Source organism: Dyella sp. (assembly GCF_035508675.1).
Classification (GTDB): domain Bacteria; phylum Pseudomonadota; class Gammaproteobacteria; order Xanthomonadales; family Rhodanobacteraceae; genus Dyella_B.
This window is the reverse complement of sequence record NZ_DATJMN010000147.1, coordinates 1-11,684: the sequence shown is the minus strand read 5'-3', so window position 1 is coordinate 11,684 and position 11,684 is coordinate 1. Positions and strand designations below refer to the sequence as shown.

10 protein-coding genes and 1 pseudogene are annotated in these 11,684 nt (G+C 62.3%); 6 read left to right on the top strand and 5 right to left on the bottom strand.

The features are described 5' to 3' along the window. A pseudogene (locus tag VMA74_RS08200) lies at positions 1-274 on the top strand (sodium:calcium antiporter); the annotation flags it as partial. Positions 275-278: 4 nt separating this feature from the next. Here the strand turns inward: VMA74_RS08200 and VMA74_RS08195 are convergent. Beyond that, entirely contained in the window at positions 279-977 is a 699-nt protein-coding gene (locus VMA74_RS08195) for a 2OG-Fe(II) oxygenase (protein ID WP_325366146.1), read from the bottom strand. A gap of 221 nt (positions 978-1,198) precedes the next feature. Between VMA74_RS08195 and carA the strand changes: the two genes are divergently transcribed. Genes carA through greA form a run of 3 tightly spaced genes read left to right on the top strand, consistent with a single transcriptional unit; the run spans position 1,199 to position 6,028 of the window. Next, on the top strand, positions 1,199-2,326 hold the full coding sequence (gene carA, locus VMA74_RS08190; RefSeq protein WP_325366145.1) for a glutamine-hydrolyzing carbamoyl-phosphate synthase small subunit: 1,128 nt from the start codon (positions 1,199-1,201) through the stop codon (positions 2,324-2,326). A 1-nt stretch (position 2,327) separates the two neighbouring features. Next, a complete protein-coding gene (gene carB / locus VMA74_RS08185; protein ID WP_325366144.1) occupies positions 2,328-5,555 on the top strand; it encodes a carbamoyl-phosphate synthase large subunit in 3,228 nt (1,075 codons plus the stop codon). Next, positions 5,552-6,028, top strand: a complete 477-nt coding sequence (gene greA / locus VMA74_RS08180) for a transcription elongation factor GreA (RefSeq protein WP_325366143.1) — start codon at positions 5,552-5,554, stop codon at positions 6,026-6,028. Before carB ends, greA begins: the two co-directional genes overlap by 4 nt. A gap of 112 nt (positions 6,029-6,140) precedes the next feature. Here the strand turns inward: greA and ykgO are convergent, their stop codons facing one another. The 4 genes from ykgO to VMA74_RS08160 all read right to left on the bottom strand — a co-directional run bounded on the left by ykgO (position 6,141) and on the right by VMA74_RS08160 (position 9,840). Beyond that, entirely contained in the window at positions 6,141-6,266 is a 126-nt protein-coding gene (gene ykgO / locus VMA74_RS08175) for a type B 50S ribosomal protein L36 (protein ID WP_008215056.1), read from the bottom strand. A gap of 63 nt (positions 6,267-6,329) precedes the next feature. After that, positions 6,330-7,241 (bottom strand): LysR substrate-binding domain-containing protein, encoded by a 912-nt coding sequence (locus VMA74_RS08170; protein WP_325366142.1) that lies wholly within the window; start codon positions 7,239-7,241, stop codon positions 6,330-6,332. A gap of 232 nt (positions 7,242-7,473) precedes the next feature. Beyond that, positions 7,474-9,495: an NADPH-dependent 2,4-dienoyl-CoA reductase gene (locus VMA74_RS08165; RefSeq protein ID WP_325366141.1), complete on the bottom strand. Its 2,022-nt coding sequence runs from the start codon at positions 9,493-9,495 to the stop codon at positions 7,474-7,476. Between the two features lie 84 nt (positions 9,496-9,579). Next, a complete protein-coding gene (locus VMA74_RS08160) occupies positions 9,580-9,840 on the bottom strand; it encodes an acyl-CoA-binding protein (protein WP_325366140.1) in 261 nt (86 codons plus the stop codon). Positions 9,841-9,948: 108 nt separating this feature from the next. Here VMA74_RS08160 and cmk point away from each other — a divergent pair, with 108 nt between their 5' ends. Both cmk and VMA74_RS08150 read left to right on the top strand, forming a co-directional pair. Beyond that, the gene (gene cmk / locus VMA74_RS08155) at positions 9,949-10,629 is read left to right on the top strand and encodes a (d)CMP kinase (protein ID WP_325366139.1); all 681 of its coding nucleotides are present in this window, start codon (positions 9,949-9,951) and stop codon (positions 10,627-10,629) included. Positions 10,630-10,793: 164 nt separating this feature from the next. Continuing rightward, positions 10,794-11,684: S1 RNA-binding domain-containing protein (locus tag VMA74_RS08150; protein WP_325366138.1), on the top strand; the 891-nt coding region annotated here is incomplete at its 3' end.

Here is an 11,684-nt window from a genome sequence, read left to right as displayed (position 1 = left end):
GCTGATCTGGGTGCGCCAGGGCAAGGAGCGCCTGGCGCTTGCCAACATCTCCGGCGCGATGATGATTCAAGCCACCGTGCCCAGCGCCCTGGCCATCTTCGCTACACCGTGGTTGTTCGATGCGCCGCTGGTGGTCTCGGGCCTGCTGACCATGCTGGCCATCGTTTATCTATGGCGCTTGTTCCGCAGAGGCAACGTCGACGGTCGCGTCTTGATTCCGGTGAGCGTGTTCTACCTGCTGTTTGCCGGCTACGTGGTTTGGCGCTTCTTATGAGTGCTCAATCCCGATGCGAGGCATTGCGATCGCGCCCTGCACCAAGCTTGCGGTCGAGCACGCCGAACAGCTTCTTGAATGCGCGGGAGAATTTACCGCGCTTGGTCTTGCGCAGCTTTTCCTCTTCGCTGGTGAGCCAGGCTACCTGGATGACGCGACGTTCGCCTTCATACGGCAAATGCCCGTGAAAGGAATTGTCGCAGCGCTTGAACACGGCGAACTCGCCGTACAGCGGTTTGAGTTCGGGGGCGACCAGATCGTCGATGTTGTCCACGCGGTTGAGAAAGCGCAGGCAGCCGTCGCTGGTGTCGGGCCATTGCGTGTTGAGATAGAGCAGGGCCGTGGCCACCTTGGAACGGCTATCGGTGTGGATGGTGCCGTGACGCTTGTTCAAGGCGCGGCACAAGGTCACCAGGGTGGGGTACCGCCCAAGATTTTCGATGCCGAGATAGCGGCCGATGGCGCTGGCGAACTGCGGCGTGGTCATTTGCTCGACCAGCGCGTTGACCGAGGGACCGCAGTCAGCCGGGTCGTAGGGAAAGAAACCCGCGCTGCTGTATTTGGGGAAATCCCGCTCCAGGTCCGTGCGCGCTTCGTCCGGTAACTGGCCGTGCGCGATCAAGAACGGGAACGGCTGCTGGCGCACATCCGTGTCCGGGCGATCGAGTCGAGCGGGGTCCAGCAGTAGGGCGGTTGCGTTCATCGAGTTTCGCAGCTTTCCTGGCTAAGTCTCGGCGCAGTCTAGCGCGAGCGGGTTGCCGGCGCGCCATATGATTATCCGTTTTGGGAGGTCCATTGCGGTGGACAGAAAGGCGCGCGAAGCCTATCATTTCAACCCGCCCGAGACTTTCCTTCACTTAAGGTCCACAAGCCTGCTTCTGTGCGGCTTGCGGACCTTGCTGTACCTAAAAGGCGGCCCTCTCCATGCCTCACTCCGCTCTGCTTGCCCTCGAAGACGGCAGCGTATTCCACGGCCACTCCGTAGGTGCGACTGGCGAAACCGTTGGCGAAGTCGTTTTCAACACGGCGATGACGGGTTACCAGGAGATCCTCACCGATCCCTCCTATGCCCGACAAATCGTCACCCTTACTTACCCGCACATCGGCAACACCGGATGCAACGAGGTGGATGCCGAATCCGACAAGGTGCATACCGCCGGCCTGATCGTGCGCGACGTGCCGCGTCGTGCCAGCAATTGGCGCAGCACCGAGAGCCTGCCTGATTATCTCCAGCGCCATGGCATCGTCGCGATTGCCGGCATCGACACGCGCCGGCTCACGCGCATTCTGCGCGACAAGGGTGCGCAGAACGGCTGCCTGGTGGCTGGCCAATCCATCGACGCCGAGGCAGCACTCGCCAAGGCGCGCGCCTTCCCCGGCTTGAACGGCATGGACCTGGCCAAGGTGGTCAGCGTCGATAAGCCGTACAACTGGAACGAGGGCGTGTATGACCTCGACCGCACCGCCTTCCATGAAACGGACAAGCGCTTCAATGTGGTCGCCTACGACTACGGCGTAAAGCGCAACATTCTGCGCTTGCTGGCCGAGCGTGGTTGCGAGATCACGGTGGTGCCTGCGCAGACACCGGCTGCCGACGTGCTCGCCATGAATCCGGATGGCGTGTTCCTCTCCAACGGCCCGGGCGATCCGGCGGCCTGCGATTACGCCATTGCCGCCACGCGCGAATTCCTGGCCAAGGAAATTCCGTTGTTCGGCATCTGCCTGGGACACCAGATCATGGGGGCGGCGGTGGGCGCGAAGACCATGAAGATGAAGTTCGGCCATCACGGCGCGAATCATCCGGTGAAAGACCATGACGATGGTCGCGTGCTGATCACCTCGCAGAACCATGGTTTTGCGGTGGATGCCTCGACGCTGCCGTCCAATGTGCGCGTCACGCATAGCTCGCTATTCGATGGTTCGCTGCAAGGTTTCGCACTGACCGATCGTCCCGCGTTCTGCTTCCAGGGACATCCGGAGGCGAGCCCGGGTCCACACGACATCCGATATCTGTTCGAACGTTTCGCCAAGCTGATGCAGGAGACCCGCTGAGATGCCCAAGCGTAATGACATCAAGAGCATCCTGATCATCGGCGCCGGTCCGATCGTGATCGGCCAGGCCTGCGAGTTCGACTACTCCGGCGCGCAGGCCTGCAAGGCGCTGCGCGAAGAGGGTTACCGGGTGATCCTGGTGAACTCGAACCCGGCCACGATCATGACCGATCCCGAGATGGCCGATGCCGTCTACATCGAGCCGATCAACTGGCAGACGGTGGAGCGCATCATCGCCAAGGAGCGGCCCGATGCCGTGCTGCCCACCATGGGCGGCCAGACCGGCCTCAACTGTGCGCTCGATCTGGCCGACAACGGCGTGCTCGAAAAATACGGGGTGGAGCTGATCGGCGCTTCGCGTGAAGCGATTCGCATGGCCGAAGACCGTGAATTGTTCCGTGTGGCAATGTCCGAGATTGGGCTGGAATGTCCCAAGGCGGCCGTCGCGCGTTCGTTTGAACAAGCAGTCGAGATTCAGGTCAGTGTCGGCTATCCGACCATCATCCGTCCCAGCTTCACGCTCGGCGGTTCCGGCGGCGGCATCGCGTACAACCGCGAGGAATTCGAAGAAATCGTCAAGCGCGGTCTGGAGCTTTCGCCCGTACATGAAGTGCTGGTGGAAGAATCCGTGCTTGGCTGGAAGGAGTTCGAGATGGAAGTGGTCCGCGACACGGCGGACAACTGCATCATCGTATGCTCGATCGAGAACCTTGATCCGATGGGCGTGCACACCGGCGATTCGATTACCGTGGCGCCGGCGCAGACGCTTACCGACAAGGAATACCAGCGCCTGCGCGATGCGTCCATCGCGGTGTTGCGCAAGATCGGCGTGGACACCGGCGGCTCCAACGTGCAGTTCGGCGTGAATGCCGAAACGGGGCGCGTGGTGGTGATCGAGATGAATCCGCGCGTGTCGCGTTCGTCCGCGCTGGCTTCGAAGGCCACCGGCTTCCCGATCGCCAAGGTGGCGGCGAAGTTGGCCGTGGGCTACACGCTGGACGAACTCAAGAACGACATCACCGGCGGCCTCACGCCGGCGTCGTTCGAACCGACCATCGATTACGTGGTCACCAAGATCCCGCGCTTCGCGTTTGAAAAATTCCCGCAGGCCGACGCGCGCCTCACCACGCAGATGAAGTCGGTGGGCGAGGTGATGGCGATCGGCCGCAGCTTCCACGAATCGCTGCAAAAAGCGTTGCGTGGCCTGGAAATCGGCAAGACCGGCCTCAATCCCACCGGCCTGGACATCACCAGCGAAGAGGGCCTGGCCAAGCTCAAGCGCGAACTGCGCGAGCCGCGTCCCGACCGCGTCTTCCATCTGGCCGATGCCTTCCGCGCGGGTTTGACGCTGGAGGAAGTGCACGACCTCAGCCATGTCGATCCGTGGTTCCTCGCCGCATTCGAAGACATCGTGCTGGTCGAGAAGGAGGTGCGCGAGCAAGGCCTCACTGCGCTCGATGCGTTGCGGATGCGCGAGCTGAAGCGTCTCGGCTTCTCTGATGCGCGCCTGGCGGAACTCAGCAACACCGATGAGGCGGCCATTCGCCATCTGCGCCGCACGCTGGGTGTGCGCCCGGTGTACAAGCGCGTGGATTCCTGCGCCGCCGAATTCGCGACGACCACTGCGTACATGTACTCGACCTACGAGGAAGAGTGCGAAGCCAACCCCACCAACCGCGACAAGATCATCGTGCTGGGCGGCGGTCCGAACCGCATCGGGCAGGGCATCGAGTTCGACTACTGCTGCGTGCACGCTGCGCTCGCGCTGCGCGAGGACGGCTTCGAGACCATCATGGTCAACTGCAACCCGGAAACCGTGTCGACCGACTACGACACGTCGGACCGCTTGTACTTCGAGCCGCTTACGCTTGAGGACGTGCTGGAAATCGTCGATCTCGAAAAACCCAAGGGCGTCATCGTGCAGTACGGCGGCCAGACGCCGCTGAAGCTGGCGCGTGCGCTGGAAGCCGCGGGCGCGCCGATCATCGGCACCACGCCCGATTCGATCGACCTTGCCGAAGACCGCGAGCGCTTCCAGCAGATGATCGTCAAGCTCGGCCTGATCCAGCCGCCGAACCGCACCGCGCGCAACGCGGACGAAGCGCTGGCGCTGGCGCGCGAGATCGGCTATCCGCTGGTGGTGCGCCCCAGCTACGTGTTGGGTGGCCGTGCCATGGAAGTGGTGTACGACGATGCGGACTTGTCGCGCTACATCCGCGAAGCGGTGCAGGTATCGAACGATTCGCCGGTGCTGCTCGATCGCTTTCTCGACCATGCGGTGGAGGTGGATGTGGATGTCATTGCTGACTGTGATGGCAACGTGCTGGTCGGCGGCATCATGGAGCACATCGAAGAAGCCGGCGTGCACTCGGGCGATTCGTCCTGCTCGCTGCCGCCGTATTCGCTGTCGCCGGCGATCCAGAACGAACTGCGCCGCCAGGTTGGCCTGATGGCGAAAGAGCTGAAGGTTGTCGGCCTGATGAACACGCAGTTTGCGATCCAGGGCGATACGGTGTTCATCCTGGAGGTGAACCCGCGCGCCTCGCGTACGGTGCCGTTCGTATCCAAAGCTACCGGCGTCGCGCTGGCCAAGATCGCCGCACGTTGCATGGCCGGGCGCTTGCTGGAAGAGCAGGGCGCTACCCGCGAAGTGATTCCGGGTTACTACTCGGTGAAGGAAGCGATCTTCCCGTTCCTGAAGTTCCAGAATGTCGATCCGATCCTCGGCCCGGAAATGCGCTCCACCGGTGAAGTGATGGGCGTGGGCCGCAGCTTCGGCGCGGCTTTCGCGCGCGGTCACGACGCGGCTGGCATCAAGACGCCGCCCAAGGGCAAGGTGTTCGTGTCGGTGCGCGATGCAGACAAGGATCGCTTGTTGCCGGTGGCCGCCGATATCGCCTCGCGTGGCTTCACGCTGGTGGCTACGGCGGGCACGGCAAGCTATCTCACCTCGCACGGTGTCATCTGCGAGCGCATCAACAAGGTGCTGGAGGGCCGCCCGCATATCGTCGACTTGATCAAGAACGGTGAGATCGTCTATATCGTCAACACCACCGAAGGTAAGCAGGCGATCGCGGATTCGTTCTCGATCCGGCGCGAGGCATTGCAGCATCGCGTTACTTATTCCACCACGGTTGCAGGCGCGCGTGCGCTGGTGCATTCACTGGATTACCACGACAGTGGCGAAGTACACAGCCTGCAAGAACTACACAAGGAGTTGAACGCATGAGTCGCGCACCCATTACCAAGGCCGGGTCGGAGCGTTTGCGCGCCGAGCTGGAGCGCCTGAAATCGGTTGAGCGTCCCAAGATCATTGCCGCCATCGCCGAAGCGCGCGCGCATGGCGATTTGAAGGAAAACGCCGAGTATCACGCGGCGCGTGAGCAACAGAGCTTTATCGAAGGCCGCATCAAGGAGTTGGAGGCGGCCTTGTCCACGGCCGAAGTGATCGATGTGTCGCGCTTGAATCCCGGCAGCAAGATCGTGTTCGGCGCGATCGTGGAATTGGAGGACGAGGAAAGCGGCGAAGCGGTGAAGTACCAGATCGTTGGCGACCTTGAGGCCGATATCAAGCAAGCGCTGATCGCCGTGTCCTCGCCGATTGCGCGTGCCTTGATCGGCAAGAGCGCCGGCGACAGTTTGGAGTTCAGGGCGCCCAACGGCGTAAAGCGCTACGAGATCACCGGCGTCAGTTACGAGTGATGCGCCTCTTCGCTCCTTCTCTCTGTTGAGAGAGGGAGCGCTTTGAAGCAATGTTTTGAGGCGCAAAAAAAAGCCGCTTTGCAGCGGCTTTTTTATCGGCTCATGGCCTGGATCAACGCTGGCGCGCTTTGAAACGCGGGTTGCTCTTGCAGATCACGAACACTTTGCCGCGACGGCGCACAACCTTGCAGTCACGGTGCCGCTGCTTGGCGGACTTCAAAGAGGAAAGCACCTTCACGGCAGGCTCCTGGAACGAAACGAATCAAAGTAAGCGCGCAAGTATAACTAGATCAATCGCTTGTCACAAGCCTAAGACGGTTTTTGCGGTGGCAACCGTTTCCAGGCATTGCAATACCACCGGGCTGGGGTTTTGCGCCGGGCTGGCAACGGCCAGTACAAGATAGGCATCCGGATCGGCCAGCGGGACGTAGCTTATCCCGGCCAGCTTAACCACCTGCATGCTGGCCGGCACCAGGGCCAGCCCTACGCCGGCAGCCACCAGCGCGAGCAAGCCGTTCAGTTGCTGGGCGTGTTGCCGGATCACCGGATGGAAGCCGGCCCGGGCGGCCAGGCGCAGCAAGCGGTCATACAGCGTTGCTGCCAGTTCGCGTGGCTGGACGACGAAGGGGTCGCCAGCAACTTCCCCCAGTTCTACGCTTTGCCGACCAGCCAGACGGTGGTTCTCAGGCAGGGCCAGCAGCAGCGGCTCGCGATCGATGATGTCAATGCGCAGGGCCTGTGCGTCGTCTTCGTGCGTGGGCACATCGCGTACGAATCCCACGTCAATCTGGCCGTTGCGAATGGCCGAGAACTGCGGCTGGGTATACATCTCGCTCAACCATACGCGCACGTTGGGCGCGTTCTGCCCGAGCCGCAGCAGGGTCTGGGGCAGGGCGGGGTGGAACGATACGGAAACCGTATAGGCGAGCTTGAGGTGCCCGCTGAAGCCCGCTGCGGCCTCCGCGACCTGGGTACGGGCTTCGTCGGCCATGGCCAGGATCTGCCGGGCCTGGTCAAGGAATAGCCTTCCTGGCGCGGTAAGGGCGACGTTGCGCTTGTCGCGCTCGAGCAGGCGCACACCCAGGTCCTGCTCTAGCGCCTGGATCTGCTGGGAAAGCGGAGGTTGGGAGAGATGCAACCGCTGCGCGGCGCGCGTGAAGCTGAGTTCCTCGGCGACAGCGATGAAGTAGCGCAATTGGCGAAAATCAAACATATATGAGTTTCGAATAAATAGGAACCTAAATATATATTTGATTCTGTATCGGGTCGATCATAATATGCTCTCCGTCGCACCACTGACCCCCCTCCCCCCGAGTGGTGTTGACCCTCGCCCCGCAGCGACGCTACCCCCGCGGTATTTCGGCATCCCTCCCCAGAGCCATTACCGACGCGTCGCTAGCGGGGCGCTTCCTTTCTCTTCCCCCTCAGTACATTGCGGAGCTTTCTTAAAGCTCGGTGGCAAGTCGTGTGCCTTGCGCAATGGCGCGCTTGGCGTCCAGCTCTGCCGCCACGTCGGCCCCACCGATCACGTGTACGCGCGGATGCCCCCGTTCAGTCAGCGCATCGGCGAGGCCACGGTTGGGCTCCTGGCCGGCGCAGACGATCACGTTGTCCACCGGCAGCACCTGGGACTTGCCGCCCACGGTGATATGCAGGCCCTGGTCGTCGAATCGGTCATAGCTGACGCCGCCCAGCATCGTCACCTGCTTGTTCTTCAGCGTGGCGCGATGCACCCAGCCGGTGGTTTTGTTGAGGCGAGCACCCGGACGCCCCTCCGTGCGCTGAAGTAGCCAGACTTGCCGTGCAGACGGTTCCGGCTGGGGGCGAAGCAGGCCACCGGGATGCTGCAACTGCATGTCCACGCCCCATTCACGTGTCCAGCGTGCGACATCGGTGGTGGGCGAGGGCGCAGGTTCGGCCAGGAACTCGGCAACGTCGAAGCCGATGCCGCCGGCCCCGATGATCGCCACGTGTTTGCCAACCGGATGGTTGCGCGCCAACACGTCGAGATAACCCAGCACGCGCGGATCATCGCTACCAGGGAAATTCACACAGCGCGGGGTGATGCCGGTGGCAATGACGATGTCGTCATAGTGCTGCGCCGTGAGTGACGCAGCATCCACGACTTGCCCTAGTTGCACGCGCACGCCGGTGTCGGCCAGGCGATGCTTGAAATAGCGCAGCGTCTCGCGGAATTCCTCCTTGCCGGGAATGCGCTTGGCGTAGTTGAACTGGCCGCCGATTTCTTCGCCGGCATCGATCAGCGTGACCTCGTGACCGCGTTCGGCCAAGGTGGACGCGCACGCCATGCCGGCTGGGCCGGCGCCCACCACCGCGATACGTTTGCGCGTCTTTGCCGGAACGATACGCAGCTCGGTCTCGTGGCAGGCGCGGGGGTTGACCATGCAGCTTGCGCGCTGGTTCAAGAACACGTGATCGAGGCACGCCTGATTGCAGGCGATGCAGGTATTGATGCGTTCGCTGCCACCGGCTTTCGCTTTGGCCGCCCATTCCGGATCCGCCAGCAGCGGCCGTGCCATCGACACCATGTCCGCATCGCCATCGGCAAGAATGCGCTCGGCTACCTCAGGCATGTTGATGCGGTTGGTGGTGATCAGCGGAATCGATACTTCGCCTTTGAGCTTCCTGGTCACCCAGCTGAAGCCGGCGCGCGGCACGCTGGTGACGATGGTCGGTACGCGTGCTTCATGCCAGCCGATGCCGGTGTTGATGATGCTGGCGCCTGCTGCCTCGATGCCTTTGGCAAGCGTGACGATGTCCGGCCAGGACTGCGCATCTTCCACCAGGTCGAGCATCGAAAGGCGATAGATGATGATGAAATCCTGGCCGACGGCTTCGCGCATGCGCCGCACGATTTCCAGCGGAAAACGCATGCGCCTGGCCGCATCGCCGCCCCAGGCGTCGTTGCGCTTGTTGGTGCGCGCGGCAATGAACTGATTGATGAGATAGCCTTCCGAGCCCATCACCTCCACGCCGTCGTAGCCGGCTTCGCGCGCGAGTTGCGCGCAGCGGACGAAGTCCCTGATGGTGCGCTCTACGCCGCGCCCGCTGAGTTGGCGTGGTTTGAACGGCGTGATCGGCGACTGGATGCGCGATGGCGCGACCGACAGCGGGTGATAGCCGTAACGCCCTGCGTGCAGTATCTGCATGCAGATGCGCCCGCCTTCGGCGTGAACCGCCTGGGTGATCTTGCGGTGGCGGGGCTTGTGCCAGGGCAACGTCATACGTCCGCCGAAGGGTTTCAACCAGCCTTCGATGGAAGGGGCGATGCCGCCGGTCACCATCAGGCCCACGCCGCCGCGGGCGCGCTCGGCGAAATAGCTTGCCAACTTGTCGAAATCGGCCGCCTTGTCCTCCAGCCCGGTATGCATCGAACCCATCAGGATGCGATTGGGCAGGGTGACGTGGCCCAGGTCGAGCGGGGCAAACAGGTGGGGATAGTTCATGCGACGACCGTCATTCAAACGATCGTATGAATGTGCCCGCTATTCACGATGGACGCAAGTGGCCCAGGCGTGGCAATTGCCGTCTCAGTCGAGCAATTGTTGTACCAATGCCACGTATTGACGCATGGCTTCCTCTTGCGGCATGCCCTTCACGCGCGACCAGGCTTCCTGCTTGGCGGTGCCGATGAAGTCGAAAAAACTGGTCGGCTGGCAATCGTGCACGTCGCCTTCCAGGGCCTGCTTGTAGAGCGCGTAGAGCGAAAGCAGCGTGTCGTTGTCGGGCCGTTCCCTCAGCCGCCGCAGTTCGTCGGCGGCCTGGTGGAACTGGCGGTGAAGATCGTTCATGGAGGACGGCTGATAGCCGGATACGGTCGATGAGTAACGGAAAAGCATGCGCCTGGCACCCCTGTAAACGCGATAAGCTAAGCACTTCCCGTGCCATCAGGTTCGTCCATGCCAACACGCCAGTCCGTGCCCGTACTCACCATCGACGGACCCTCCGGATCAGGCAAAGGCACGATCAGCCGGCTGGTGGCGGAACACCTGGGCTGGCGATTACTGGATTCCGGCGCGCTGTACCGGGCGGTCGGCTATGCCGCTGGTGCGGCCGGGCTGGATATTTCCGATGCCGAGGCCGTTACCCGTTGCGCGCAAACCACCAGGATCCAGTTTCGTGCGGTGCCACATGATGGCGAAACGCGCGTGATCGTCAATGGCCACGATGCCACCGACGAGTTGCGCACCGAGACTGCCGGCGCTGCGGCCTCGGCCATTGCCTCAATTCCTTCGGTGCGCAAGGCGCTGGTCGATCTCCAGCTGAGTTTCCGCAAGGCGCCCGGCCTGGTGGCGGACGGGCGGGATATGGGTACGGTGATCTTCCCCGATGCGCCGTATAAGGTATTCCTCACTGCCAGCGCGGCCGAAAGAGCTAAAAGACGCTATAAGCAGTTGAAGGAAAAGGGGCTGAGCGTTACACTTGCCACCCTTCAGAGCGAAATTGAGGCGCGTGACGCCCGCGATGCATCGCGAGCCGTGGCGCCGCTGAAACCCGCCCGCGATGCGGTGCTGGTGGATACCACCGGCATGGGGATCGTGGATGTGGCCGCGAAAGTTTTGGCCGTCGTGAATCCGTAACCGGATTGCGGCGGCATTGGCGCTTCATGCCGCGGCATGGAGTTTTGGGTCAACGGTGCGAGGGCGCGATCCCGACCACCCACAACCGGTGGGCCTGCCCATCTGCGCAATTACTCCGACGGCGCGCAGTGGGGTGAAGGCCTTTTCTTATTTCTGGAATCAACATGACTGAAAGTTTTGCCGAGCTGTTTGAACAGAGCCAACAGGCCATCTCTAAACTGAAGCCGGGTGCCATCGTCACCGGTATCGTTGTCGAAATCCGCAACGACGTCGTCGTGATCAACGCCGGCCTGAAGAGCGAAGGCATCGTTCCGATCGAGCAGTTCAAGAGCGAGAACGGCGAGTTGGAAGTAAGCGTGGGCGACGAGGTGAAGGTAGCCCTCGACGCACTGGAAGACGGCTTCGGCGAGACCAAGCTCTCCCGTGAGAAGGCCAAGCGTTCCATGGTATGGGACGACCTCGAGCAGGCCTTCGACAAGGAAGAAACCATCACCGGCAAGATCTCCGGCAAGGTCAAGGGCGGTTTCACCGTCGACATCAAGGACGTCCGCGCGTTCCTGCCCGGCTCGCTGGTCGATGTGCGTCCGGTACGCGACCCGGTGTACCTGGAAGGCAAGGATCTTGAATTCAAGATCATCAAGCTGGACCGCAAGCGCAACAACGTCGTAGTCAGCCGCCGCGCCGTCGTCGAGACCGAGTTCTCCGAAGAGCGCGAGAAGCTGCTGGAGCGCCTGACCGAGGGCGCCGTGGTGAAGGGCACGGTCAAGAACCTCACCGACTACGGCGCGTTCGTGGACCTGGGCGGCATCGATGGTCTGCTGCACATCACCGACATGGCGTGGAAGCGCGTGCGTCATCCGTCCGAAGTCGTCAACGTCGGCGACGAGCTGGACGTGCGCGTGCTGAAGTACGACCGCGAGCGCAACCGCGTGTCGCTGGGCCTCAAGCAGCTGGGCGACGATCCGTGGGTGGCCATCTCGCGCCGCTATCCGGTCGGCAGCCGTCTGTTCGGCAAGGTTTCCAACGTCACCGATTACGGCTGCTTCGTCGAGATC